Source organism: Mycolicibacterium novocastrense (assembly GCF_001570485.1).
GTDB lineage: Bacteria > Actinomycetota > Actinomycetes > Mycobacteriales > Mycobacteriaceae > Mycobacterium > Mycobacterium novocastrense.
The window spans coordinates 1-25,706 of the sequence record NZ_BCTA01000030.1; the positions used below are offsets into that span (position 1 = coordinate 1).

The following is a 25,706-nucleotide window of genomic DNA, read 5'->3' on the forward strand; positions in this document are numbered from 1 at the left end:
GAATAGTCCTGGGTCATCGCGTGGTGCGTCCTTTACTTGAGTCACTTTGGTCGGTAACTCAATGACCACTACGCGATGCCCCACTTCAAGAGGCTCACCGACACACCTCAAGTCAGTCCCGGCTCGCTCGCCTCACCCCCGAAACCCCACCACCCCAGGGGACTTACCCTTTCGAATTACTGGTAAAACGCCCGAAACCCCGTTATTTGATGCGGCCGCTTGTGACGCGCCCCGACCTCGCGCGAGCTGGCGAAAGACCGTGGCGCCTACGGTGCGCTGACTTACCCTCTGAGAGTGCCATCCCAGGCCCGAGCCGGCGGCGGCCCTGCTATCCGAGCGAAGGGGCTGACCAAGCGGTTCGGCCATGTGGTCGCCGTCAACGACGTGACGATGACCGTGGAGCCCGGCGAGGTGTTCGGTTTCCTGGGACCCAATGGTGCCGGCAAGTCGACGACGATCCGCCTACTGCTGGGACTGATAAGTCAGACGGCAGGGAGCGCGCAGATCTTCGGCTGCGCTGTCGGGGACGTTCGGAGGTCCCATTCGTTCCTCGCGTACGTACCCGCTGATGTAGCGCTTTGGCCGAGACTGACTGGCGCCGAGACCCTCGAGTTACTCGGGTCCCTGGGCCCAGGGGTCGACGCGCCCTACCGCGACCACCTGGTCGACCGATTCCGGCTCGAGCTGGACAAGCCCGCAAGGACGTACTCGACGGGCAACCGCCAGAAAGTCGCCATCGTGGCGGCATTCGCCACCCGTGCTCCGCTTCTGGTACTCGACGAGCCGACGAGCGGATTGGATCCCCTGATGGAGCGGGAGTTTCGCTGCTGCGTCGCAGAGGCACGCGAGCGGGGCCAGACGGTGTTCCTCAGCTCGCATCAGCTGGCCGAGGTGGAGGCCGTGTGCGACCGCGTGGCCATACTTCGCGCCGGGCGGATCGTCGAGATCGACAGCATCGCCGATCTGCGGCGGCTGCGCAGAACGGTGGTCGAGGTGTCCTGTCGCGGTGCCCCGCCGTCCCTCACCGGGGTAGCAGGCGTGGCGAACGTCGAGCAACTGAGCCGAGAGCGGTTGCGGTTCAGCCTGACCGGCCCGCCCGGACCCGCACTGCAGGCGCTGGCCGCCGCCGATGTCACCGCACTCGCGATGCGCGAACCCACACTCGAGGAGATCTTTCTCGACTACTACGGTGAGGCGCCGCCATGACCACCGACACGCGGCCCGGTTCGTCGGCCGTCGGGCTCCGGCTGGCGCCGGGGCGGGCTGTGGCCCGACTTGCGGTGCACCAGGTGCGAGGTGGAGCCGTGGCGGTTGCGGTGGTCTGCGGGGTCATGTCGGCGTGGGTCGCGAACCAATACCAACCGATCGGCGATCTGTTGGATGAGTCGGGCATGGAGGCACTTTCGGAGAATCCCGCGGTCCGGATCCTCTCGGGCCCGCCCATCGCTCTCGACGATCCCGGTGGCTTCGCCGTGTGGCGCACCGGCATTCCCGTGACGTTGCTCGCCAGCGTATGGATCATCCTCGTCGCGACCCGTATCACTCGCGGTGAGGAAGACGCCGGAAGGTGGGATCTCCTCCTTGCGAGCCGATTGCGAGTTGTGGACCTTGTCGTCCGCTGTCTCGCGGTCCTTGTCGGCGCCGCCGCTCTGATCGGCGCGTGTGTGGCGGCGGGACTTCTGGCGGCCGGTACGGAGACGGCCGGTACGGTGATCTATTCGATTGGTATTGCCTGTGTCAGTTCGACTTTCGCTATAACGGGGGTACTCACCGGGCAACTGGCCACGACGAGGTTCGGCGCCACGGCACTGGCGACCGGGGTTCTCGGAACTGCCCTCGCATTGCGCATGCTCGCCGATGGAAGCAGTCAACTGGCGTGGTTGGCGTGGACGACACCGTTCGGGCTGATGAACCGCACGGCACCTTACGCGGAGAACCGAATCCTGCCGTTGCTCATACTGAGCATGCTCCCGGTGGTGCTGGCCGGTGCGGCTATCGCCGCTGCAGAGCGTCGTGATCTGGCGAGCGGCCTTGTGGCGATGCCCAAGACCCGTCGGCGGCGATACCGACTGCTGCACTCCGTCGAGGGTTTCGCCGTTCGTAGCAGCCTACGGATCACCGAGTGGTGGGCATTGGGCATCTCGGCCTACTTCCTGGTCGCCGGCGCATTGCTAGCCTCGGTCCTCGACATGTTCGCCACCAATTCGCGGTTCGCTCAACTAGCGGTTGCAGCCGGAACGGGTGTTGACGAAATACCGGAGGTCTTCGCGACGTCTATGTTCGGCGTGCTGGCCATCGCGACCGGGCTCTACGCGACGATGCAGGTCGCGCGAACCGTCGCAGATGAGAATGCGGGCCGGCGGACCCTGCTGTTGGCTCAGCCACTTTCTCGCTCGCGGCTGATCTCTGCCGAGATCGCCGTGACCGCCTGTGGAGTGCTCGTGTTGCATTGCTCGGCTGCAGTCGCCGTCTGGGGTGGCGCCAGGATCACCGGTGGCCCGATGCAGCTCACCGACGCCCTCGCGAATGCGCTGATCTTCGTGCCGGCGGCGTGGCTTGCGATCGGTCTGGCCGCAGTCGGCGTTGGGTGGTTTCCCTCCGCCGTCGGTGTGCTCGGCGCACTCCCGCTGGTCGGTGGCTACATGATCAATGTGGTTGCCCAGACAACGAATTCTCCGTCGTGGATCGCCGGACTGTCGCCGTGGACGCACCTCACCACCGCTGCGGGCGCACCGTTCGACTGGACGGCAGCCGCGATTCTCGTGCTCATTGGCGTGGGGTCAGTCGCGGTGGGGGTTCATGGGTATGTTGGGCGTGACTTGGCGACGTGAGCCGCGGCAGGACTCGACTGCGCATCGGCAATCGCTAAATGAGTTGTATGCATATCTCGCCTCGTCTTTGACCGAGGATCTGTGCGCACAACCATTCTTCGAATCGATTCCCCGGTATTCGTATTGACGACGAGCAAATCGTCTCCTGCGCATACCGGCGCGACGTGAGTTCATCGGAGAAAAACATTCCACCCCAGGCCATACGCATGTATCGCCCGAATTGAGTGAAGTCGGCATCACGGATGAAGGCGGAGGCAGCCGGGTGCGCCAAGCCCCCATACGCTCTGCCGGAGGAGGATGCCGACCGGCGACCCGCTGGCTGTGCGGCCCACACTCCCGCCCGCTATCAACAGCCCTGAATGCAGTTGCCTAGGAAACTTTTTGACCGCATCTCGGCGCTGTCGCCGTGTCCGTCGCGGACGTCTGGCGAACTCGCGACCGAGGTTCGGTGGGCTGACCTACGATGTATCGGAGCAGCAGACGCATTCGACAACCTGGGTGGTCGCGGCTCGCGTTGAAGGGAAACCCGCATGGGATTGATACCGGTCTTCGGCGAAATGAAGGAACAGGTCGAGGAAGCCTTCGAACTCCTCACACGTGCCGTCACGGCGCTAGAAGTACTTGCGGTGGAACAGAAACGGGCCAATGACCTGTATGTGGAAGCGAACAGTGGATCTCTGCCACGCGTTCAGAAGGCCACGAAGCTAGCGCAATGAGCCGATGCGCGACCGCCTGCATGCGTCCGAGGTATCCCTTCTGAGACCTCAAAAGGGGCGCAGCGTCAGCAGCCGCGAGGACCTCGACTTCTTCACCGACAGGTCGCTCGTGGAGGATCCCTACGACTATTACGACGCGATACGTCGTTGCCCCGTGCGGCGTGAACCGGCGCACGGTGTGGTGATGGTGTCGGGGTACGACGAGGCCGTCGCCGTGCAACGCGATCCCGCCCAGGACTTGTCGGTATGCAATATCGTCAGCGGCCCCTGGTCGGGGATTCCGGTCGACACCAACAGCGATGACATCTCCGATCTGATCGAACGCCACCGGCACAAGGTGACGTTCGGTGATTACTTCATCACCTTCGATCCGCCGAAGCACACCGCGCACCGCTCCTTGTTGAGCAGGTTGTTCACGCCCAAGCAACTCAAGAACAACGCCGACTTCCTCTGGCGTCTCGCCGATGAGCAGCTCGACTGCTTCGTCGAGCGGGGGAAGTGCGAGTTCGTCCTCGACTACAGCTTCCCGTTCACGGTGGTGGCGATCGCTCATCTGCTGGGCGTCCCGGAGGCCGACCTGGATAGATTCCGCAGCGCCGCGGAAGTCAGCAGGCTCAAAGGTGAACGCCGAGACTTCGTCGGCGCCCGCGAGGAGTGGTTCGTCCACTACATCGAAGAGCGTCGTCGCCGGCCGGCTGACGACGTCCTCACGGAGCTCGCGACGGCGAAGTTCCCCGACGGGACCACACCTGGCGCGATGGACGTCGCTCGCGTCGCGACGTTCATGTTCGCCGCCGGCCACGGCACCTCGGTCGACTTCATGAGTAGCGCGATGCTGATGCTGGCCGAACGGCCTGACCTCCAAGCGCAACTGCGCGAGGACCGATCAAAGATCTCGCCGTTCATCGAGGAGCTGCTTCGATTCGAAAGCCCGATCAAATCCAACTTCCGCATGGCGCGGCGCACGACCAGGATCGGCGACGTCGATGTGCGGGCAGGTGCGAGCATCCTCGTGATGAACGGCGCGGCCAACCGCGACCCGAGACGGTTCGACGAGCCCGCTGAGTTCCGTCTGGACCGACCAAACGTGCTGCAGCACATCGCGTTCGGACGCGGTATCCACACCTGCCCGGGCGCCCCCATCGCCCGGGCCGAGGCACGCCTGACCTTGGAACGGGTCCTTGACCGGATGGCGGATATCCGCCTCTCGGAGCACCGGCACGGGCCGGCAGGTGATCGCCGGTTCGCGTGGGACCGGACTTTCCTGTTTCGACGCCTCAAGGAACTGCACCTGGAATTCACGCCGATCTGAGGCGATCAGCGCCACCGCGAGGATTCGCCTGCTGGTCCGGAAGCCGGCCCTACGCTTCGCCCAGCGTGACCTGCGCCGTCTGAGCAGCCCCCGCTCCGTCGAGATAGGTGACGGAAACGCTCTCCCCGGGGGCGCGCGAGCGGATCGCCGCCACGAGCGCCTCAGGGCCGTCGATCGGCTGGTTGTCGATCTTGGTGATCACTGCTTCGCCCGGCAGTCCAGCCGCGGATGCGGGCCCACCGTTGACGACGGCGACGGCTGCGCCGCCGGCCTTGGTGGCTTCTCTACCAAGCTTCACACCGAGCGCACCATGACTGGCGGAGCCCGTCGTGACCAGTTCGTGGGCGACACGCTTGGCCTGATCCGAGGGGATCGCGAAGCCCAGCCCGATGGAACCGCTCGGACCGCCGGAGCCGCCGCCCATGCTCGCGATTGCGGAGTTCACGCCGATCAACTCGCCGCGCATGTTCACCAATGCGCCGCCGGAGTTACCCGGGTTCACCGCGGCATCTGTCTGGATGGCGTTGAGCACGGTGACGTCGCCACCCGCCTCGCCGCCGGCCGACACCGGCCGGTTCAGCGCGCTGACGATGCCCGTCGTCACCGTTCCCTGCAAGCCGAGGGGCGAGCCGATCGCGACGACCTGCTCGCCGACTTTCACGTCCGCCGAGGATCCGATGGCGATGGGCGTCAATCCGGAAACCCCCTCGGCGCGAACGACGGCAAGGTCGCCCGATGGGTCGGTACCGACAACGGTGAAGGGTGCGGTTCTGCCGTCGGAGAAGGCCACGGTCGCCGTGGGCGCGCCACGTCGCGAGCTGGGAAACACTCCCCGCTCGCCTCCGGCCGCGGCAGCCACGACGTGGTTGTTGGTGAGGATGAGGCCGTCGTCGCTCAACACGATCCCCGAACCCGAAGGGCCCTCACCACCCAAGTCGATCTTCAACTGGACGACGCTCGGTAGCACCCGGGCCGCGACCTCCTCGACCGTGCCCGCGGGCGCGGTGGCCGCGGCGCGTGGTGTGAGGGGCGCACTACCGATCGGTGTCTGCGCGGCCACCGGGTGGTGCGTACGGTCGTCGATGCCCACGACAGCGGCGCCGATCCCGCCGCCGACCACCGCGCAAACGACAGCGCCGGCGACGACGAGTCCGCGGCGAGACTTCTTCAGTTGAATCCTGGGGATCGGAGCGGTATCGGCTTGCTGCGCAGGGTGATTCAGGTCAAAGGGTGGCGGCTGGCCGTGACGCCACTCATAGCGCAGATGTGAGGGGATGTGAGCCTGGTAGTGCAGATACGACTGCGCCGCAGCCGAACTCGCGGGCTGGTCCGTGGTATACCGCGGAGTGTTGGTCATTTGCGTTCGTTCTCTTTCTGGATCGTTGATCAGCCCACATGGCCTCAGCACACAGTCCCCGCGTTGACTGAGAGTGGACTGAGAACTGACTCAACAAATTCCGAGAGATCGAATTGTGATCGTCACACCGCCGAGGAAGCGGTTCTATTCCGGATCGGTGAAGACGGGCGGCTGCCCCGACATCCCGGCCATGACAGCAGCGATCTGATTGGGCTTGCCGAGCAGTCCGGTCTGCAACTGTGATTCACACGAGAGCGCCGCCGCGGCGTCATCACTGACCCAGGTCGCGTTGTAGAGACGCTTGGCGGCGCGCACGGCATCCGGAGATCTCTGCGCGATCTCACCGGCAAGTTCCAACGCAGCGGCAAGCGGATCGTCCGCGGTTCGAGTGACCAAACCGAGCTCCGACGCCTCACTGCCGGAGACGATGCGCCCGGTGAACGTCAACTCCTTGGCGACGTCGATCGGTATCAGCCGGGGCAGCGTCTGCGTGATGCCCATGTCGGGAACGAGGCCCCACTTGATTTCCATGATGGACAACCTCGCGTCGGGGGCCGCTATCCGGATGTCTGCGCCCAGCGCGATCTGAAGACCGCCACCAAAACAGTTGCCGTGGATCGCGGCGATGACGGGCGCCGGCACCAGCGACCAGTCGTACGACACGCGCTGGGCGAAGTTGGCCGGGTGATCGGCGTCTCGGTTCAACAGGACGTTCGTGCCACCCCGCTGGGCCGCAAAGCTCGCGACGTCCAGGCCTGAGCAGAAGCTCTTACCCTCGCCATGCAACACGACCGCGCGGATCGAGGGGACGCCGGCGACCTGCTCAGCGGCATTGACCAGGCCTTCGAACATGGCGTGGTCGAGCGCGTTGTGCTTGTCTGCGCGAATCATCGTCACGGTGGCCACGCCGCTCTCGCTGATTTCCACTCGAACCCTGTCTTGGCTCACGCGTGGCAACATACCGCGCAGCGGTGCCGATTTGGGGTGAGGGCCTCGCTTGACGAGCCGGCTACGGTGCCAGACGTAGCACGCCCAAGCGCACGAGGGGCTCGATCACGCCGGCCTTCTCGGCCGCGGTAAGGTCACCCGGGAGCTCGCGGACGTAGAACGCGTGCGTATCGACGATGAATTCCACTGCCTCGCTTGCCATTTCATCGACCGAGAGCACCGTGTCGCCCGTGCTATTCATTATGTGGATGGTGTGGTTCTCGGTGGTGACCGTCAAAGTCTGCGCCATATCGTTGATGACCCGGGTGCACGGAGCGACGTTGTCGCTGTCGTACCAGATTGCTGGAAGCGGGTGGCCGAACAACTCCTCGTATCGCCGGCAGAAGTCGTCGAAGGAAGCGGTCTCTTGTGGGCGACCGTCCAGTAGCGTCGTTTCGGGCCCGCCGCGCTCACCGGCGGGCGCGTGGTGGACGTAGCGCCCGAAGTAACGCTGACCGTAGTCGGTGTACTCGGTGGTGAACAGCACGAAGGCGTGCCAGGCTTCGTCCACCATCGCCGAACACATGTCGAACGCCTTGTCAGGGGTTGCCGCGCACAGCACGAGGTATTTCTTCGCCTCGGTGAAGAGTTGTTCGGCAGACTCCCGGCTCGCGACGACCCGGTCCCTGACAAGTCGATCGATCACATAGGGCGCTTCGAACGCCAACGCCGCTTCAAGTCGACCTTCAAGCGCCACGGCAGATCACCGTCTCCCGGACGAAACATCGGCGCGGGGTTGAATGCACCCGCAATTGGCGGGAGCGGATCGTCCGGCGGGGCTGGTGATGGTGAGCCTGCCGACGGCGACCTTCTGTGTGGCGTTCTTCATCTTGCTCATGTTGGCTACCTTTCTGTTGCCAGGCCCGCTGGTCGAGGCCTGTTCGGTGCTTCAACTATCGCCTGCGGCGACAGCTCGAACAGTCCGCAAACTGGAGGATCCGAGGGGGGAACCGCCGTCCACCGATCGGAGGACTCCACGCGAGAGGTCGGGTTGCGATGAGCTGTCAAAGTCGGCCGAGAAACGAAAACCCCCGGCCTTCAACCACTCCTGTGTACGCCGATAGTTCATCGACAGCGGCCGAGCAGTTGGCTTCGATCCGACAACTTCTGTCGATGGTCACCGCCGAGGAGATCAGGAAGCGATACGGGTTGGGATACATTTACCAAGTGGAAAAATTGACGCTTCCAATAATTAGTGTGGCGATGGGAGTTGCTCTGGCTCCACTCGCGGGCGCCGAGCCGTTACCGCTGGCCCAGGGCGATTGCCATCCGAACTACTCTGGTGCCTGCGTGCCGACCGGCTACAGCGACGTCGACTGCGCCGGCGGAAGCGGGAACGGCCCCGGGTATGTCGACGGGCCTGTGTATCTAGTGCCCGGCAAGAGTGATGTTTACGGGCTTGATCGCGACGGCGACGGAGTTGCGTGCGAAAAGTGACGAGCGGTCAAAGGCGGGCGGGCCGCCACGCTCATCTCCCTCATTCAGGGAGTGTCAAGGATCAGCCGAAGTAACTGTCAACCATCAGCCGAAATACTGTCAGGCATCACCCGAAGACCAAATGTCAGGCATCAACCGCAGTAATACACCCACTGACGTGGGGCGGGCGGGGCTCGAACCCGCGACCAACGGATTATGAGTCCGCGGCTCTAACCGACTGAGCTACCGCCCCCGGCGCGTTGCGCGGCACCATCGTCCCATATCGCGATGTGCCCACCTCGCAGCGACTAATTCGCTGGCAGCGAATTTTCGCTGCAAGGTGGGCACCTACAGCACCGTCCCCGGAGCCGTCAGGCGATATCGGCGTACACCGGCTGCCCATCGCCGCCGATCGAGTATCGCTCGGTGCCCGATGTCACCCGCGGCGCATCGGCGCCCAGCGATACCGCGATCTTGTTGCACGCATTGCGCATGACATCGAGCGTCAGCTCCAACGCCTGCTTCTCCGAGAAATTACGCCGTACCGCCGCAGCCACATCCGCCTCGATGCTCGCCGGCGACCAGATCAGCGCATCGACGTACCGCAGCGCCGCCTTCTGCGCTTCGGTCAGGCTCTCGGCGGATTCATAGTCCTCGATCTGCCCGTACATCTCCTCCGAGCCGCCCGAATCCAACGCGTCGCCGTCGCGCAACGACTTGCACAACCTGCAGTTGTGCTGGGTCGCGGCCCGCAACCGGACGATCTCCGTCGTCACCGGATCGAGCTCCCGTAACCGCGCCACCGCCGGTGCGAACCCGTTGAGCAGCGCATCGACGGGATCGGAGACCGGATCCCACTCGACCTCACTGACATGGCCGGGTCGACCCAAGCCCAGCGCTTCACAGCCCGCCCACGCCCGCGGCACGAAGTCCGCGATGAAGATCGCGACGACGGTCCGAAACGCGTTGTCGCCCAACGTCTCCAACAGCCGCTTGCGCTGGTTGTCGCCGATACCGGACACGTCGGTTGCGAACTGCTCGGCGAACGCCGCCACCACCCGGTCCGCTTCGGTGGCCTCGTCGAGAAGGTCGACATGGACCGCCAGCGGCGGCAACGACAACGACCGGCCGCACGTCAACCGGATCAGCGTGTCCCGTTGGCCGTCACCCGAGGACATCGCCACCAAGCCGGCGATTCGATCGGCAAGCTCATCAGCGCCCACACACCGATTATTGCGCCTGACTGACCGAGGACATGTGAAAGTCGGGAATCCGCAACGACGGCATCGACGCCCGCGTCGCCCAATCACCCCACTCGCGCGGCAACGTGACCTCGCCGGCGCCCGCCTCCGTCGCACGGCGCAGCAGGTCCAACGGGCTTTCGTTGAACCGGAAGTTGTTGACCGCCGCCGTCACCTCCCCGTCCTCGATCAGATACACGCCGTCCCGGGTCAGTCCCGTCAACAGCAGCACCGCCGGGTCGACCGCCCGCAGGTACCACAGCGTGCTCAGCAGCAGCCCGCGCTCGGTCCCCGCGATCATGTCCGCCAGTTCCGACTCCCCACCGGTCATCAGCAGGTTGTCCGCCGGCACCGCCGGGGCCGCGTCGAACTCCGCGGCGGCCGCCCGCGAATAGGCCAACGAGTTGATCGCGCCGTCGCGGATCCAGTCCACCCGGTCGATGTCCATCCCGTTGTCGAACACCGAAATCCGTTCCGACGACATCGAGGTCGCGACGAACGGCGTGCACGCCAGTCCCGATGCGAACGGATCGGAGTACAGCGTCAACGGCAGGTCGGTCAGCCGCTCCCCCACCCGCGTGCCACCGCCCGGCGCCGAGAACGCCGTGCGGCCCTCCTGCGCGCCCCGCCCGTCCATCGCCCAGGTCAAGAAGATCATCAAGTCGGCGACCGCCGACGGCGGCAGAATCGTCTCGTAGCGGCCGGCGGGCAACTCCACGGTGCGCGCGGCCCACCCCAGGCGTGTCGACAACTCGTCGAGCATGGAATCGATTGGCACATCGACGAAGTCGGCGGTGCTGACACCGACCCACGCGCTGGCGCCGTCGCGTTTGCCGTTGATCTCCACCGAACCCGTCGGCTGCGTGAACCGCCGCCGCAGCCCGCCCGAAGTCGCCACGAACGTCGTCTCCAGGATGTGCCGCGCATAGCCGTACAGCCGGTCGCTGCCGCGGAACCCACGGGCGAGGCCGTCGGCCACCGGCAGGAACACCTCCGCTCCGGTGTTCGGCACCGGCGCATCCCAATCCGGTGGTGCGTCGCCCCCGGCCAGTAACGGCGCGCTGTCGCGGGCCTCCGGCGCAGAGCGCGCCGCCTCCTGCGACGCCGCCACCAGACCGGCGATCGTCGACGGGTCGACCTCGCTGGACCGCACCGAGCCGACATGCAATGCACTGCCTTTGCGCACCACCGAGACCACCGTGGTGTAGCGCGTGGTCGACTCGCCGTTGGTGGTCATGGAGTTGCCCGCCCACCGCAACGACGCGTCGGCCCGATCGGTCACCAACACGACCGTGTCGTCGGCCCCACCCAACCGGGCCGCTTCGGCTAGCGCGGTCTCCACCACCTGCTGCGCGCCGATCATGACCGTCCGCCTTCGGCCCGGGTGTTGAGCACGTTCACTGCGCGGAACAACGCCGACGGGCAGCCGTGGCTCACCGCCGCCACCTGCCCGGGTTGCGCCTTGCCACAGTTGAACGCCCCGCCGAGCCGCCACGTCGACGGTCCACCGACGGCCTCCAGCGAGCCCCAGAAGTCCGTCGTCGTCGCCTGGTATGCGACATCGCGCACTTGGCCGTCGAGCCGGCCGTCGCGGATGCGGAAGAACCGCTGCCCGGTGAACTGGAAGTTGTAGCGCTGCATGTCGATCGACCAGCTTTTGTCGCCGACGACGTAGATGCCGTCGTCGACGCGGGCGATCAGGTCCTCGGTGCTCACCTCGTCGGCGCTCGGCTCCAGCGACACGTTGGCCATCCGCTGGATCGGCACGTGGTGCGGCGAATCGGCGTAGGCGCACCCGTTGGAGCGCTTCACCCCGAGCCTCGGTGCGAACACCCGGTCCAGTTGGTATCCGACGAAGACACCGTCGCGCACCAGGTCCCACTTCTGCGCCTGCACTCCCTCGTCGTCGAATCCCACCGTCGCCAAACCGTATTCAACGGTCCGGTCGGCGGTCACGTTCATGGCCAGTGAGCCGTAGCGCATGGTGCCCAGCTTGTCGGGCGTGGCGAAGGACGTCCCCGCGTAAGCGGCCTCGTATCCGATCGCCCGGTCGTATTCGGTGGCGTGGCCGACCGATTCGTGGATCGTGAGCCACAGATTCGACGGATCGATGACGAGATCGGTCGGCCCGGCCGTGACGCTGGGCGCCTTGACCTTCTCGGCCAGCCACGCCGGCAGCATGGCCAGTTCCTCGGTCCAGTTCCACACGTCGTCGCCGGCGACGTACTCCCATCCCCGTGCCGTCGGCGGGGCCAGTGTGCGCATGGTCTCGAACGTCCCGGCCGCGGCGTCGACGGCGACCGCCTCCAGCGACGGCTGCACCCGAACCCGCTGCTGGGTGATCGTCGAGCCGAACGTATCGGCGTAGAACGTCTGCTCCTTGGCGGTGTGCAGGCCGGCCGAGACGTGGTCGACACCGTCGGCAGCCAACAGTCGCCCGGAGTATTCACCGAGCACCGCCAGCTTGTCGGATGTGCCGACGGTGAACGGGTCGATCCGATAGTCCGAAACCCAAGTGGCGTCCGAATACACGGGTTCGTGAGCCAACTCGATGCGCTCGGCGTTCAGGGCCGCCAGAGTTCGTGCCACCCCGACGGCGCGGCGCGCGGTCGCGGCGGCGACCTCCGCACTGAGCTCGGCATGCGAGGCAAAACCCCACGTCCCATCGACGAGCACCCGGACCGCCAGGCCGATCTCCCGGTCGACGACCGCGGTCTGCAGTTCCCCGTCGCGCAACTGCACGAACTCCGACGTGATCGCGTGGATGCGTAGGTCGGCGTAGCTGGCGCCGGCGGCCAGCGCCGCCGACGTCGCCGCGTCGGCCAGCTCTGTGCGCGGCAGGTCGAGGAAGTCGGAGTCCACTGGTCGGGTAGCCCTCACGCCACCACCGTAGTGGTGCCGCCGTGGGGCCGCTTTAATGACTCGGATGGCACAACGGCGCCGCACCACCGCGACCGCGTACGCACTCCTGGCCCCGAGCCTGTTCGGAGTCGTCGCGTTCATGCTGCTGCCGATGCTGGTGGTGGCCTGGCTGTCGCTGCACCGGTGGGACCTGCTGAGCCCGATGGAGTTTGTGGGCCTGCGCAATTGGCACTCGGTGCTGACCGACCCGTCCTTCGGCACCTCGCTGGTCGTCACGGTGGTGTTCGTCGTGCTGGTGGTGCCCGTGCAGACCGTCCTCGGATTGATCGCCGCCGCGCTGCTGGCCCGCGGGCTGCCCGGCAGCGGCTTCTTCCGGACCTTGTACGTGCTGCCGTGGATCTGCGCACCGCTGGCGATCGCGGTGCTGTGGCGCTGGATCCTGGCACCCACCGACGGGGCGGTCAGCGCCGTGCTCGGCCGCCAGGTCGGATGGCTCACCGATCCGACGCTCGCACTGCCGGTGGTGTCGGCGGTGGTCGTGTGGACCAACGTGGGATACGTGACGCTGTTCTTCCTGGTCGGCATCCTCAACATCCCCGAGGACGTCCACAACGCCGCCCGCACCGACGGCGCGACGGCGTGGCAGCGGTTCCGGCACATCACCCTGCCGATGTTGCGGCCGACGTTGTTCTTCGTGCTGGTGACCGGAATCATCAGCGCCGCCCAGGTTTTCGACACCGTGTACGCGTTGACCGGCGGCGGTCCGCAGAACCGGACCGACCTGGTGGCGCACCGCATCTACGCCGAGGCGTTCGGCACTGCGGCGGTGGGTCGGGCCGCGGTGATGGCGGTGGTGTTGTTCGGCCTGCTGGTCGGCGTGACCATCGTCCAGCAGCTGTATTTCCGTCGACGGATCAGCTATGACCTCACCTAGCCGGGTCGCGTCGGCCGTCCTCATCTACCCCGTTCTGCTGGCGGGCGCGTTGATCACGCTGGCGCCGTTCATCCTCGGCGCGATGGCCTCGCTGCGCGATCCGCGCACATTCGATACGGCCTCACCGCTGTCACCGCCGTCACCGCCGACACTGCAGAATTACGCGAACCTGGCCGATGCCGGTTTCGGGCGGGCCGTCGTCGTGACCGCGTTGATGACCGCGGTGATCCTGCTCGGTCAACTGACGTTCTCCGTGCTGGCGGCGTATGCGTTCGCACGTCTGCGGTTTCCCGGGCGCGACGCGCTGTTCTGGGGGTACGTCGCGACGCTGATGGTGCCGGCGACGGTCACCGTGGTGCCGCTGTACCTGATGATGGCCGAGGCGGGCCTGCGCAACACCTTCTGGGCGTTGGTGCTGCCGTTCATGTTCGGTTCGCCGTACGCGATCTTCCTGCTGCGCGAGTACTTTCGCGGCATCCCGGGCGACCTCATCAACGCCGCCCGCATCGACGGCGCGAACACGCTGGACGTCATCGTGCACGTGGTATTGCCGGCGAGCAGGCCGATCCTGGTGACGTTGGCGCTGATCACCGTTGTCTCGCAGTGGAACAGCTTCATGTGGCCGCTGGTGATCACCAGCGGCAACCAGTGGCAGGTGCTGACGGTGGCGACGGCGGGTCTGCAGTCGCGCTACAACGCGCAGTGGCCGCTGGTGATGGCGGCGACGACGGTGGCGATCGTGCCGCTGCTGGTGTTGTTCGTCGCGCTGGGACGCCACATCGTGCGCTCGATCGTGGTGACGGGGCTGAAATGAGTGTGCGGCCGAGGTTTTCCACGTTGTTCGCTGCGGGTGTGGCGCTGACGGGTGTGCTGCTGCTGGTGGCGGCCATGCTGCTCGGGCAACCGGACCACGCGGGCGGGCGCACCGTGGTGACCGTGCGACTGTGGGACGAGCAGGTGGCCGCGGCCTACCGCGAGTCGTTCGCCGAGTTCGAGCGCGCGCACCCCGGCATCGAGGTGCGCGTGAACGTCGTCGCCTACTCGACGTACTTCGACAGCCTGCGCACCGATGTCGCGGGTGGTGGCGCCGACGACATCTTCTGGATCAGCAACGCCTACTTCGCCGAATACGCCGACAGCGGCCGCCTGATGGACATCGATCGCACGATGGGCGCGCGGGCGTGGGAACCATCGGTCGTCGAGCAGTTCACCCGCGACGGAACTCTGTGGGGGGTACCGCAACTGACCGACGGCGGCATCGCGCTGTACTACAACGCCGACCTACTTTCCGCGGCGGGTATCGAAGAGGGCGAGTTGACCACGCTGCGCTGGTCCCCGGATTCCGCCGTCGACACACTGCGTCCACTGTTGGCCCGCCTCACCCTCGACCACGAGGGCCGCACCGCCGATGCTGCGGGTTTCGACGCGCAGCGGATCCGGCAGTGGGGCTACAACGCCGCCAACGATCTGCAGGGCATCTACCTCAACTACATCGGTTCGGCGGGCGGGGTCTTCGCCGTCGGCGACCGGTTCGCGTTCGACAACCCGCAGGCCGCCCAGGCGTTCAGTTATCTGGTGGGGCTGATCAACACCGAGCACGTCGCCCCGCCGGCGTCGGCGACCAACGACAACGGAGACTTCTCCCGCAACCAGTTCCTGCAGGGCAGGATGGCGCTGTTTCAGTCCGGAACGTACAACCTGGCGGCGGTCGCCGATGCCGCCCCGTTCCGCTGGGGTGTCGCGCTGCTGCCCGAAGGCCCAGTCGGTCGCGTCAGCGTGACGAACGGGATTGCCGCCGCCGGCAATTCGGCCACCGCGCATCCGGAGGCGGTGCGCGAGGTGTTGGCGTGGATGGGCGGTGCCCGCGGCAACGCGTATCTCGGTGCCGGTGGCGCGGCGATTCCCGCGGTGCTCGACGCGCGGCGGGTCTACCACGAGTACTGGCGTTCCCGCGGCGTCGACGTCAGCCCGTTCTTCGATGTGCTCGACGGCGTTCGCATCGAGGCACCCGGCGGCGCCGGCTTCGCCGCGGGGTTCGACGCGCTCAAGCCCTATTTCGACGAGATGTTCCTCGGCCGACGCGACGTGGCGACAACGCTGCGCAAGGCTCAGGAGGCCGCGAACGCCGCCGCGCAGCGGTAGCCATCACCGAGTGACGGCGCTGGTTCCCGCCACCGTCAACTCCAGCGCCAACGCCGTCCCGCACACTGCGGCGACGATGAGGAACGCCCACCAGTCAATGGCTTTGGGTCCCGACGGTGCGGCAGAGATCTGCCCGGCACCGCCGCGTGCGGTGATCGCATCGCCCATCTCGTCGGCGCGCCGCAGCGCGACGGTGATAGCGGCGGCCAACAGATCGATCGCTTCGAGCCACCAGCGACGCCACCGTCCGCGGCGGCGTGTGTGCACCTGCTTCGGGCGCAGATTGCGTGCGGCGTAGAGCACGCGGAACTCGTCGATCAGCATCGGGAACGCGCGCAGCGCCAACGCCAGTGCCACCGCCCATTCGTCGACCGGTATCCGGAACACCCGAAGCGGCCTGCCCAGTTTCGCGACCGCAGGCGCGATCTCGGCGACGTTCGTCGTCCATGAGACCATCGCCCCCAGACCGAGCAGCACGATCGACAGCGCGGTGATGCGCAGGAAATTCAGCAGGCCGCCAAGCCCGACGTCGATCGAACCCATCGAGATGATCGGGCTGCCGCCGGCGAAGGTGGCCGTCAATCCGCCGAGGAACAGCAGGAACCACAGCCAGCCGGGTATCGACGGGAGCACGCCGCGCGAGATGTTGGCCAGCCGAGCCGAGACGAGCACCAGAAGCGCGACCGCGCCGATCGGCACCCAGCCCGGGTAGAACGTCATCAATACGCCGATGGCCGCGACCAGCAGAAGCTTCGTACCCGCCCACAGTTGGTGGATCACGCTGTTGCCGGGCACGGGCCGCAGCAGCACGACACCCCTGCGCTGTCGACGCTTCGTCGGCGCCGTCATGACAGTCCCCCCGCCGTCGTCGGTGCGGGCACCAGCACGCCACCTTCCAGATGCAAAGTGCGCGGGCACAATTCCTCCAGCCCGGCGAAGTCGTGCGAGATCACGACGACAGTCAGCCCGGCGCGGCGGCGAAGGTCGACCAGCAGCCGCAGCAGGCCCCGCTGACTCGCGGCGTCCAGGCCGGCCAGCGGCTCGTCGAGGATGAGGGCCCGTGGCGAGCGGGCGAGCAGTCCGGCGAGGACGACGCGACGCATCTGTCCCCCGCTGAGCTGGTCGATGCGCCGCTGCGCCAGCGTGGAATCCAGGCCGACGGTCGAGAGCGCCTCGGTGACCCGCGCGCGATCACGCGGCGAGAACCCGGCGGCCGACGCGATCTCGAGATCGACCCGGCTGCGCATCAGCTGCAGCCGCGCCGCTTGGAACGAGATCGCCGCGGCGCCAACTTGATCCGACGCCGGCTTCCCGTCGAGCAGGCATTGGCCTGCGGTGGGTTCCGTCAGACCCGCCATGATCCAGGCCAGCGTGGACTTGCCCGACCCGTTGAGGCCGTGGATCAACAGGCCGTCGCCCTCGTGAACCGTGAAGGTGATGTCGCGCAGTGCCGTCGCGGCCCACGGTGTGCCGCTGCCGTACTCGTGGCTGACGTCCACCAGTTCCAGCACGGGAGCGGCATCGGCACCCGGAGCGACTGTCCCGGCTGGGGCGTCGGCCGATTCCACCATGTCGGTGTTGTCGGTGGCGCCGCCGTTACCGGACAGGTCGACGGTGCGGTCGGCGGCGTCGGCCTCGTCGTTGTAGTGGGTGATGTGCACCAGCGACATCTGGTGGCGCCGCGTCAACCCGGACAGCACCGACATCAGACCTTCCCGGCCCTGCTGATCGACCATGCTGGTGACCTCGTCGGCGATCAACAGCGACGGCTCGCGCGCCAGCGCCGCCGCGACGGCAAGGCGCTGCAGTTCGCCGCCCGACAGCCCGCCGGTGTTGCGTTCGGCCAGCCCGTCGAGACCCACCTCGGCGAGCAACTGACCGACGTCGGTGGCCTTACCGGGTGGCAGCCCCCAGACCACGTCGTCGGCGACGCGGGTGCCGAGCACCTGACTCTCCGGGTGCTGCATGACGACCGCCGTGCCGCCGATGCGGCCCAGTCCGACAGCGCCCGGCCGTTCGATGACCCCGGCCGTCGGCTCGCGCCCGGCCAGCATCAGCATCAGCGTCGTCTTGCCCGAGCCGTTGGCGCCCGTCACCGCGAGGTGCTCACCCGGTTCCACGCTCAGCGACACCGGTCCCAGCGCGTCGTGGTCGGCGCTCGGATACCGGAACCGGACGTCGCGCAGCCGGGCCGGGACCGGGGCGATCGCGCCGACGTCTCTGGAGGACTCCAGTTTGTGGACATCGGGGATGCCGGCCAGCCGCTCCATCACCCGCGACAGGGCCCACCATCCGACGAGGCTGACGAAGGTGATCGACATCACCCCGGCGCCGAAGAACAACAGCGGCCAGTAGTCGAGCGCCGTCGCGAAGTCGCGCTTGAGTCGCTCGGCCGCACCCTCCATATCGGGGATGCGGGCGATCACCGCGGCCAGGCCGTTGATGTTGGCGGTGACGGACTCGAAGATCAGGTGACGCAGCCGCGACAGGATCGACAGCGCCGCCACCACCGCCGTGCCGAACACCGCCCCGGCGATCAGCGCGGCGAACAGCACGGTCGGGGTGCCGCGTCCGCGGCGTTTGACGATGCCGGTCAGCCCGCCGATGTATGCGCAGTTGACGACGGTCATGAACCCGCCCATGCCCGCGATCAGGAACGCGATGATGCCGCCGGCGACGGTCGCGGTGAGCAGCACCCGCAGCCGGTAGCGGTAGGCCAGCAGCCCCATCGGCACCGTGCCCAGCAGCGAGAGTCCCGCCGCGAACGGGACGACCACGGAGATGATCGCGGTGGCCGCGCAGAGCGCCGCCATGACGGAGGCCTGCGCGAGTTCGACGGGACGCAAACGACCGGTACGGCGAGTCAGGCCCCCGGTCGCGGTCATTGCACGATTCTGCCAGTCGCGACCGGGCCGGCCACACGGCGCTGTGATCGGTTGGGCCGGAACCGGCGCTTGGAACACATAATGTTGTCGGCATGACCCAGACGCTCGGAGCCGATCTGCTGTCCGTGGTCGCCCGGATCAACCGACTGGCCACCCAGCGGACCCGCCTGCCCCTCGGCTACGCCCAGGCGCGACTGCTGTCCACGATCGAGGATCAGGGCGAGGCCCGCATCTCCGATCTGGCCGCGCTCGACCACTGCTCACAGCCGACGATGACGACCCAGGTCCGCCGCCTCGAGGAGGCCGGCATGGTGTCGCGGACCGTCGACCCCGAGGACGCACGGGCGGTGCTGATCCGCATCACGCCCAAGGGAGTGGACACGCTCCGGCAGGTGCGGTTGGACCGCGGCGCGGCGATCGATCCGTACCTGGAGCGGCTCGACGGCGCCGACCGGGAGACGCTCAGCCAAGCGGTGCGCGTGTTGCGACGGCTGCTCGACGAGGCGTCGGCCTCCAAAGCGGTCAGCTGACTCCCGCGGGTTGCTCCCTCTGCACCCGCGGGAAGCGGAGCATGCGCCGGGCGTTGTCTTCCACGATCAGCGCGCACTCTTCGTCGGGCACTCCGGCCAACACCTCAGCGGCACGCTTGCGCGAGTTCGGCCAATTGGAATCCGAGTGCGGGAAGTCGATTTCCAGCGTGATGCGGTCCACGCCGATGGTGTACCGGTTCTCCAGGCCGTGCTCGTCGTCGATGAAGCAGCCGTAGAAGTGCGAACGGAACAGATCCGAAGGCCGCGTATCGAAATCGATCGGCTGGTAGTACCGATGCCGCTCCCACACGTAGTCGGCGCGCTCCAGAATGTAGGGCACCCAACCGATACCGCCCTCGGACAACGAGAACTGCAGATCCGGGAACTTCTGCAGCTTGCCGGAGAACAACAGGTCGACGGTGGTCCACATCAGGTTGGTCGAGAACAGCGTGATCGCCACCGCGAACGGCGCGTCCGGCAAGGCCGGGGTCGGCGAGTTGGCCAGCGCCGAGTAGGAGAAGCCCGGGACGAACGAGCCGGAGCCGAAGTGCAGCGACACCGGCATTTTCGCGTCGGAGCATCGAGATCGCCTCCACCCGAGCGGCTGTCGAGAAGGCGGAGGCCAGCGGCGACACCTCCGCACTCGAGCAGGCCCGCGCTCGCCTGGCCGCGCTGGAGTCGGCCGCCAAGCGCAACAGCGCGGGACGCATCAACGACGCCAACTTCGAGAAGTTCTTCGGATACTCGGGCACCGCGAAACGCAATCTGTCCGAGTAGCCGTTCGTCACGCGCACCGCCGTCGCCGCTCTCATGGCCGGGGCGGGCAGGGCGGATTCGGTCCCACTCCACACATTCCGTGATGGATGTAGCTGGGCACCTCGGTGGCGGGTGGTTGCACCTCGGCGTGCTGGTTGACCAGGTTGAAGCCCAGATTGAACACCAGCATGATCAGGTTGAACACGGCCGCCAGAGCCAGGATGCGCACTGCGGTGACGGTTCGCCTGTTCTTGAGCTGATCAATGCCGATGTCGGAGATCATCCGGCCGTTGCGGTCCCGCAGACAGTAGATGGCGATGGACGAGACGCTGACCAGCCCGCCGAAAACGATGCCTTCGTACAGCGGGAACTGGTACATGGTGCCACCGAAGATCGACCAGGTGTCGTCCACCCGCAGGTATGTCCACAGTCCGATGCGGTGGAAGTACTGTTCCAACACGATGTCGAGCACGATGAACAGCACCAGCATCGCCGCGAGCACGCCCGCGGTGTTGATGCGCGGGTACACCTTTCGCATACGGGCGATCACCTGATCGATGCCCATGATGGCCAGCGGCGTCAACAGGATGTAGCTGGCGAGGAAGTAGATGATCGGCTGCGGGTTCTCCGCGCCCTTGTGCACCCACCCGGGGATGAACTCACCCCACGTGCCCATGTTGAAGAAGCCCGCGTTGTACCCGAACACCGGCCTGACGGCGTTCACACCCGGGTCCTGCCACGCCGCGAGTAGCCAGGCCACCACGAAGATGCCGACCGGCGGAAGTTGCTTGTCCCGCCGCGTCTTCCGGATCATCCAGATCAGGAAGATCACCCCGCCGATCATGCATCCGATCTCCCAGAACCGGATCCAGGCGATGCTCGACGTGGGGATGGGGTCGGGTCCGGTCGGCGCGGGTGCGAACTCGTCCGAGAAGATCCAGCGCCCGTAGACGTAGAGCTGGAACACCACGAACAGCGCACCCAGCCGGGCCAGCCAGACGATCGGGGGCGAATCCCGGTAGGTCTTCGGCGTCTCGGGGAGGAACTCGGGGGCTTCGGCGTGCTGATGGGCGGTCATGTGACTGCTCCTGTCCTCGTGAAGGCCTCGACGACCTTTGTGCCGTACTGTTTGCGCCGCCGCGGACTGACGAGAAAGCCCGGTGGGGAATGGAATCCGAGATCGGGAAGGGCGCTGCGGGCGGCGAGCATCGCCCGCGCCTGCGCGGTGTCGCCGCACGCCGCCATCGCCCACAGCATCTCGTCGGTGACGTGCCTGCCGATCGCGCGAGGGTCTTTACCGGCGAAGTCCGCCCGGATCGCGGCCACCTGGTCCTGCCAGCCGTGCAGCGCGACCAACGAGTCGTAGGTCTTGACGGTCAGATAGAACGCGATTTGCAGCTTGGCGTCGTCGATCGCGCGTTGGGGATCGTCGTCGCCGATGGCGGTGATCACCCAACCCCAACGCAACAGGCCGGTCGGGTCGCGACCGGCGCGTCGCGCGCCCAACGCCAGGTTCGGCTCGACCACCTCGGCCCACCAGCGGTCGGTGAACAATCCGTGCCCGAGCACCCCGTCCGCCACGCCGCCGACGGCGCGCAGCATGTGAACGTTGAACGCGCCCAGCAGGATCGGGACGTCTATGGGTCCCAGCACCGGCGCCTGGATGCGGGCGTCGATGTGGTAGAAGTCGCCGTCGAAGGCGATCCGCTCACCGTTTTCCGCCTCCAGGAACGCGCGGATGCAGCGCACCAGCTCCGTCATCCGCGGCGCCGGATGCGAGGAGTCCACCCCGAACCAGTCGCGGTTCATCCTTCCCGTTCCCGCGCCCAGCCCGAGGAACACCCGGCCGGGTGCGATCTTGTTCAGATGCCTGGCGGCCGCGGCGTGGACGAACGGCGACCGTGCGAACGCGTACGCGATCCCCGGCCCGATGCGCGCCGTGCTGGTCTGGTGTGCCATCTCCGAGGCCGTGACGTAGGCGCCGGTGTCGGCGAATTCGCCCGCGCAGAACGCCGCTGCTCCAGCGGATTCGGCCTGTCTCGCGAGATCGCCGCCCGGCCACGGCATCGCCCACTGCATCGCCATGGATGTCCGTCCGATCAGAACTTCACGGTGGCGCCGGCGTCGACCTTGAGCTGCAACCCCGTCACGTATCGGGACTCGTCGGAGGCCAGGTAGCAGATCCCGTGTGAGATGTCCTCGGGTTCCACGTAGGGAATCGGCATGCCCTGCATCATCGGGAAGGTCAGCAACGCGTCGTCGAGGGACGGATGCTCGAGGTCGGGCCGGAACATCTTGTACATCGACTCGTTGTGCAGCATCGGGGTGTTGACGTTGGTCGGGTGCACCACATTGACCCGGATCGACTTCGGCGCCAGCTGGTTGGCCAGCGCCATCGTGTACTTGTCGATGAACTGCTTGGCCAGGTTGTAACCCGCTCCGCCCGAACCGTTGGGCCCCATGCTCGCGGCCGGCCCGGCCTTCTCGGCCAGCAGCCCGGCGACCGACCCCACGGTGATGATCGAGGCTCCGGCCGAAAGATACGGCAGCGCAACGTGAACGGTGTTCACCACGCCGACGAAGTCGACGTCGAACGCGTTGGCGAAGGCGTCGATGGGCTGGTCCGACCCCAGCGGGCAGATGCCGGCGTTGGCGACCACCACGTCGAGCTTGCCGAGTTCGTCCACCGCGGACTTCAGCGCATCGGCGAGCGCGGCGCGGTCGCGCACGTCGACGACGGCCGTCACCGCCCGGCGTCCGGTCTTCTCGACCTCTGAACCCGCCTCTTCGAGGTCGTGCTCGGTGGACAGCGCGTAATCGTTGTGTTCGACGTCGCCGCAGATGTCGAACAGGATGATGTCGGCGCCCTCCTCGGCCAGCCGCACCGCATGCGACCGGCCCTGGCCTCGGGCGCCACCGGTGATGAGGACGACCTTGTCCTGCACTCTGCCCACGTTCGTTTCCTTCCGTCGGATATCTATTGACCGGTCGTGTCGAGTTGTTCTCTGAGGCGGTGCTTTTGCACCTTGCCGCTGATGGTGCGCGGCAGTTCCGGCACCACCACGATGCGTTCGGGTGTCTTCTGCCGGGCCAGCCCGCAGGCGGCGAAGTGCGCGGCGGCATCGGCGGTGTCGAATGACCCACCCGCCTGCAGCACGACGAACACGCAGACCCGTTCGCCGTACTTCTCGTCGGGGGCGCCCACCGCGGCGGCTTCCGCCACCGCGGGGTGGCTGCTGACCACGTCTTCGACTTCCTTCGACGAGATGTTCTCGCCGCCCCGCACGATGATGTCCTTCTTGCGGTCGGTGATGGTGAGGAAGCCGTCGGGATCCAACCGCCCGACATCACCGGTGCGGAACCAGCCGTCGATGAAGCCGGCCTCGGTGAAGCGGGGATCGGTGTAACCCCGGAACAATTCGGGCCCCTGCGTGAGGATTTCGCCGTCGTGGCCGGCCGGTACGTCGCGCCCGTGCTCGTCGACCAGACGGACCCGGGTGCCGGGGGCGATCCGGCCGTCGGTGTCGGCACGCTTGTCCAGTGGATCCTCCGGGCGGCCGACGCTGATCGTGGGGTGTTCGCTGGATCCGTAGCAGCGGTAGGCACCGATGCCGAACCGGTCGGCGCGACGGATCAGCGTGCCCGCGACACCGGCCGCGCCGGTGGTGTACTCGCGCAGGCTCGACACATCGAGACCGTCGCGTTGGGCGACGTCGAGGATGCCACCCAGATGGATCGGCGCGCCGGCCGAGACGCTCACGCCGCGCTTGGCGATGAGCCGGGCGGCGGCCTCGGGGTTCCATGCGTCCATGGCGATGGTGTCTCCGGAGCGGCACATCATGCGCAGGATGCCCAGCGTGCCTGCGATGTGTCCGGCCGGAAAGACCGCCAACGTGGTCTGGTCGGCATCGGTGTTGCGCAGCGCATCCATCGCGCGCAGTTCACCGAGCAGTGAACCGTGGGTGTGCTGGACCCCCTTGGGTTCCGCCGTCGTCCCCGATGTGTACACCAGCACCGCGCGACCTTCAGGGTCGGGACGACACGGCGTGAAACCCGTTGCCGCCGTGGCGGTCAGCTCTTCGAGCGGGATGGTCCCCTGGTGCGCACCGCCCAGCACGACGCGGTGCTGCAGGTCGGGCAGATCGGCCAATGCCGCCACGGTCGCGCCGGTGTCGCGGTTGCGGAGCTCGCGAGCCAGCACGATGGCACGGGCCCCCGATTGCCTGGCGATGAAGGCGACCTCGGCAGGGCCGTAGATCGGCACGATGGGCAGCACCACCGCACCGCACAACCAGGCGGCGGCGTGCACGGAGAAGCACTCGCGCCGAGTTCGGCAGCTGGACGGCGACGACATCGCCGGGCCGGATACCCAGCCCGGCCAGCCCGGCGGCCAACCGCATGCTCTCGTCGAACAACTCGGCGGCGGTGAACTGATCGGGACGGTCGTCGCTGTGCACCATGACCGCGGTGTCGGGGTGCTCGCCGATGAACCCGGCGATCTCGTCGGGGATGGTGTCCGCGGCTGTCCCTGCGCGGCGGCCGGGTTCGGTCAGCACGACAACAGCACACATCCGGCTATCGGGCCGCCGCCGGCGGAGGCGACGGCGACTTCGGGGCGCGTGGATACCGCGGTGTCGGTGGCCAGCCCGCGCAGCTGCTGGCACGCCTCGTACAGCACCCAGTACCCGTGCATCCGGCCGGCCGACAGCTGACCGCCGTAGGTGTTCAACGGCAACTCGCCGTCGATGCCGATGCGTGCACCGCCGTCGACGAAGGGGCCACCCTCACCGTCGCCGCAGAAGCCCAGGGCCTCCAACCACGCCAGCGTGAGATAGCTGAACCCGTCGTACAACTCGGCCAGATCGACGTCGGCCGGTTTCAGGTCGGTCTTGGACCACATGTCGGCCGCGGCGTCGTGCATCGCCATCTTCGGATAGTCGGGGCGGCCGGTCCATCCCCCGGCACCCGACGCGCCGCCTGCCGCTTCGATGGTGACCGCCCCGTTGGGTGCATCGGCCCGGTGCCCGGGATGCGACAGCACCAGCGCGATCGAGCCGTCGACCGGCACGTCACAGTCGAGCAAACCGAGTGGCGTGGAGATCGGCCTGGCGTCCAGGTACTGCTCCATGGTCATCGGATCGCGGTACACCGCAAGCGGATTGCGCGCGGCGTTGCGTCGGGCGTTCAGCGCGATCCAGCCGAGTTGCTCCTTGGTGGTGCCGTAACGGTCCATGTGGGCGCGGCAGTGCATGGCGAGCCAGTTGGCGGCCGAATACGCGTGCGCGGCAAGCAGGTAGCCGACCTCGGTCATGTCCATGCCGCCCTCGGCGCGCTTTCCGCCGGACTCCGGCGCCCGGTCTGCGGCGCGGCGCTCCACGGTGCCGCCGATCATCTGCACCGTCCGGTAGACGAGCACATGGCGGGCCTTGCCCTCGGCGATCAGGTCACGCGCCGCGACCACGGGGGTCAACAGCCCGTAGCGACCCAGCATCGGGCCGTCGTCTCCGCCCTCGCGAACCCCCAGCGCGGCGGCCGCTTCATCGGCCGGGGTGTCACCCATGGTGAGAACCGCGTCGATATCGGCAGGCGTCAGGCCGGCGTCGGCGATGGCGGCCCCGGAGGCCTGCACGGTCATGTCCAGCGCCGGGACGCCGGTGCGGCGGCCGATCGCAGAGATTCCGGCGCCCGCGATGACCGGTGCGCTGGGCGGGGCGGACATCCGACCTCCCTCGGAAAT

Annotated in this window: 22 protein-coding genes, 1 tRNA gene and 2 pseudogenes; 9 read left to right on the forward strand and 16 right to left on the reverse strand. The window is 67.1% G+C overall.

The annotated features are described in order from the left end of the window. Nucleotides 1–294: 294 nt before the first annotated feature. The 4 genes from RMCN_RS12755 (at nucleotide 295) to RMCN_RS12770 (ending at nucleotide 4,859) form a co-directional block, all read left to right on the forward strand. A complete protein-coding gene (locus tag RMCN_RS12755; RefSeq protein ID WP_409366051.1) occupies nucleotides 295–1,206 on the forward strand; it encodes an ABC transporter ATP-binding protein in 912 nt (303 codons plus the stop codon). Beyond that, nucleotides 1,203–2,831, forward strand: a complete 1,629-nt coding sequence (locus RMCN_RS12760) for an ABC transporter permease (RefSeq protein WP_067389655.1) — start codon at nucleotides 1,203–1,205, stop codon at nucleotides 2,829–2,831. The genes RMCN_RS12755 and RMCN_RS12760 overlap by 4 nt, the downstream gene beginning before the upstream one ends. Before the next feature lie 530 nt (nucleotides 2,832–3,361). Continuing rightward, on the forward strand, nucleotides 3,362–3,547 hold the full coding sequence (locus RMCN_RS12765) for a hypothetical protein (protein WP_064405940.1): 186 nt from the start codon (nucleotides 3,362–3,364) through the stop codon (nucleotides 3,545–3,547). 4 nt (nucleotides 3,548–3,551) lie between these two features. Further along, nucleotides 3,552–4,859: a cytochrome P450 gene (locus RMCN_RS12770; RefSeq protein ID WP_067389658.1), complete on the forward strand. Its 1,308-nt coding sequence runs from the start codon at nucleotides 3,552–3,554 to the stop codon at nucleotides 4,857–4,859. A gap of 49 nt (nucleotides 4,860–4,908) precedes the next feature. Here the strand turns inward: RMCN_RS12770 and RMCN_RS12775 are convergent, their stop codons facing one another. The 3 genes from RMCN_RS12775 to RMCN_RS12785 form a co-directional block, all read right to left on the reverse strand. Further along, nucleotides 4,909–6,216, reverse strand: a complete 1,308-nt coding sequence (locus RMCN_RS12775) for a S1C family serine protease (RefSeq protein ID WP_064414254.1) — start codon at nucleotides 6,214–6,216, stop codon at nucleotides 4,909–4,911. 144 nt (nucleotides 6,217–6,360) lie between these two features. After that, entirely contained in the window at nucleotides 6,361–7,164 is an 804-nt protein-coding gene (locus tag RMCN_RS12780; protein ID WP_067389723.1) for a crotonase/enoyl-CoA hydratase family protein, read from the reverse strand. A 61-nt stretch (nucleotides 7,165–7,225) separates the two neighbouring features. Further along, the gene (locus RMCN_RS12785) at nucleotides 7,226–7,900 is read right to left on the reverse strand and encodes a glycine-rich domain-containing protein (RefSeq protein WP_131808546.1); all 675 of its coding nucleotides are present in this window, start codon (nucleotides 7,898–7,900) and stop codon (nucleotides 7,226–7,228) included. Between the two features lie 416 nt (nucleotides 7,901–8,316). On the opposite strand from RMCN_RS12785, the gene RMCN_RS12790 reads away from it, so the two are divergent. Beyond that, the gene (locus RMCN_RS12790; protein ID WP_234787648.1) at nucleotides 8,317–8,640 is read left to right on the forward strand and encodes an excalibur calcium-binding domain-containing protein; all 324 of its coding nucleotides are present in this window, start codon (nucleotides 8,317–8,319) and stop codon (nucleotides 8,638–8,640) included. A 158-nt stretch (nucleotides 8,641–8,798) separates the two neighbouring features. On the opposite strand, the gene RMCN_RS12795 is transcribed toward RMCN_RS12790, so the two are convergent. The 4 genes from RMCN_RS12795 to RMCN_RS12810 all read right to left on the reverse strand — a co-directional run bounded on the left by RMCN_RS12795 (nucleotide 8,799) and on the right by RMCN_RS12810 (nucleotide 12,740). Further along, nucleotides 8,799–8,872, reverse strand: a tRNA-Ile gene (locus tag RMCN_RS12795). 118 nt (nucleotides 8,873–8,990) lie between these two features. Continuing rightward, nucleotides 8,991–9,797, reverse strand: a complete 807-nt coding sequence (locus RMCN_RS12800) for a carboxymuconolactone decarboxylase family protein (protein WP_067389729.1) — start codon at nucleotides 9,795–9,797, stop codon at nucleotides 8,991–8,993. A gap of 52 nt (nucleotides 9,798–9,849) precedes the next feature. Continuing rightward, nucleotides 9,850–11,223 (reverse strand): metallopeptidase TldD-related protein, encoded by a 1,374-nt coding sequence (locus RMCN_RS12805; protein ID WP_067389664.1) that lies wholly within the window; start codon nucleotides 11,221–11,223, stop codon nucleotides 9,850–9,852. Next, a complete protein-coding gene (locus tag RMCN_RS12810; RefSeq protein ID WP_067389667.1) occupies nucleotides 11,220–12,740 on the reverse strand; it encodes a TldD/PmbA family protein in 1,521 nt (506 codons plus the stop codon). The genes RMCN_RS12805 and RMCN_RS12810 overlap by 4 nt, the downstream gene beginning before the upstream one ends. 46 nt (nucleotides 12,741–12,786) lie before the next feature. Between RMCN_RS12810 and RMCN_RS12815 the strand changes: the two genes are divergently transcribed. The 3 genes from RMCN_RS12815 to RMCN_RS12825 are packed head-to-tail and all read left to right on the forward strand — an operon-like array spanning nucleotide 12,787 to nucleotide 15,798. Continuing rightward, nucleotides 12,787–13,656 carry a carbohydrate ABC transporter permease gene (locus tag RMCN_RS12815; RefSeq protein WP_084377382.1) on the forward strand — a complete coding sequence of 290 codons (870 nt, stop codon included), beginning with the start codon at nucleotides 12,787–12,789 and terminating at the stop codon, nucleotides 13,654–13,656. Further along, nucleotides 13,643–14,470: a carbohydrate ABC transporter permease gene (locus tag RMCN_RS12820; RefSeq protein ID WP_067389673.1), complete on the forward strand. Its 828-nt coding sequence runs from the start codon at nucleotides 13,643–13,645 to the stop codon at nucleotides 14,468–14,470. The genes RMCN_RS12815 and RMCN_RS12820 overlap by 14 nt, the downstream gene beginning before the upstream one ends. Continuing rightward, nucleotides 14,467–15,798, forward strand: a complete 1,332-nt coding sequence (locus RMCN_RS12825) for an ABC transporter substrate-binding protein (protein ID WP_067389676.1) — start codon at nucleotides 14,467–14,469, stop codon at nucleotides 15,796–15,798. The genes RMCN_RS12820 and RMCN_RS12825 overlap by 4 nt, the downstream gene beginning before the upstream one ends. Before the next feature lie 3 nt (nucleotides 15,799–15,801). Here RMCN_RS12825 and RMCN_RS12830 read toward each other — a convergent pair whose 3' ends face one another. Next, nucleotides 15,802–16,647 (reverse strand): CbiQ family ECF transporter T component, encoded by an 846-nt coding sequence (locus RMCN_RS12830; protein WP_067389679.1) that lies wholly within the window; start codon nucleotides 16,645–16,647, stop codon nucleotides 15,802–15,804. Further along, entirely contained in the window at nucleotides 16,644–18,683 is a 2,040-nt protein-coding gene (locus tag RMCN_RS12835; protein WP_067389682.1) for an ABC transporter ATP-binding protein, read from the reverse strand. The genes RMCN_RS12830 and RMCN_RS12835 overlap by 4 nt, the downstream gene beginning before the upstream one ends. A 92-nt stretch (nucleotides 18,684–18,775) precedes the next feature. On the opposite strand from RMCN_RS12835, the gene RMCN_RS12840 reads away from it, so the two are divergent. Further along, entirely contained in the window at nucleotides 18,776–19,213 is a 438-nt protein-coding gene (locus RMCN_RS12840) for a MarR family winged helix-turn-helix transcriptional regulator (protein WP_067389685.1), read from the forward strand. Here the strand turns inward: RMCN_RS12840 and RMCN_RS12845 are convergent. The 7 genes and pseudogenes from RMCN_RS12845 to RMCN_RS12875 form a co-directional block, all read right to left on the reverse strand. Next, nucleotides 19,206–19,793 (reverse strand): annotated as a pseudogene (locus RMCN_RS12845) (amidohydrolase family protein); the annotation flags it as partial. The gene RMCN_RS12840 and the pseudogene RMCN_RS12845 sit on opposite strands and share 8 nt — an antisense overlap. A gap of 228 nt (nucleotides 19,794–20,021) precedes the next feature. After that, the gene (locus RMCN_RS12855; protein ID WP_082680865.1) at nucleotides 20,022–21,047 is read right to left on the reverse strand and encodes a spirocyclase AveC family protein; all 1,026 of its coding nucleotides are present in this window, start codon (nucleotides 21,045–21,047) and stop codon (nucleotides 20,022–20,024) included. Further along, nucleotides 21,044–22,048, reverse strand: a complete 1,005-nt coding sequence (locus RMCN_RS12860; RefSeq protein WP_067389732.1) for an LLM class flavin-dependent oxidoreductase — start codon at nucleotides 22,046–22,048, stop codon at nucleotides 21,044–21,046. The genes RMCN_RS12855 and RMCN_RS12860 overlap by 4 nt, the downstream gene beginning before the upstream one ends. Before the next feature lie 20 nt (nucleotides 22,049–22,068). Next, entirely contained in the window at nucleotides 22,069–22,923 is an 855-nt protein-coding gene (locus tag RMCN_RS12865) for a mycofactocin-coupled SDR family oxidoreductase (RefSeq protein WP_067389688.1), read from the reverse strand. A gap of 23 nt (nucleotides 22,924–22,946) precedes the next feature. Beyond that, nucleotides 22,947–24,323 carry a class I adenylate-forming enzyme family protein gene (locus tag RMCN_RS12870; protein ID WP_234787649.1) on the reverse strand — a complete coding sequence of 459 codons (1,377 nt, stop codon included), beginning with the start codon at nucleotides 24,321–24,323 and terminating at the stop codon, nucleotides 22,947–22,949. A gap of 19 nt (nucleotides 24,324–24,342) precedes the next feature. After that, nucleotides 24,343–24,540, reverse strand: a pseudogene (locus RMCN_RS31995) (hypothetical protein); the annotation flags it as partial. Next, nucleotides 24,519–25,688 carry a thiolase family protein gene (locus RMCN_RS12875; protein WP_067389690.1) on the reverse strand — a complete coding sequence of 390 codons (1,170 nt, stop codon included), beginning with the start codon at nucleotides 25,686–25,688 and terminating at the stop codon, nucleotides 24,519–24,521. The pseudogene RMCN_RS31995 and the gene RMCN_RS12875, both read right to left, overlap by 22 nt. Between the last annotated feature and the right edge of the window lie 18 nt (nucleotides 25,689–25,706).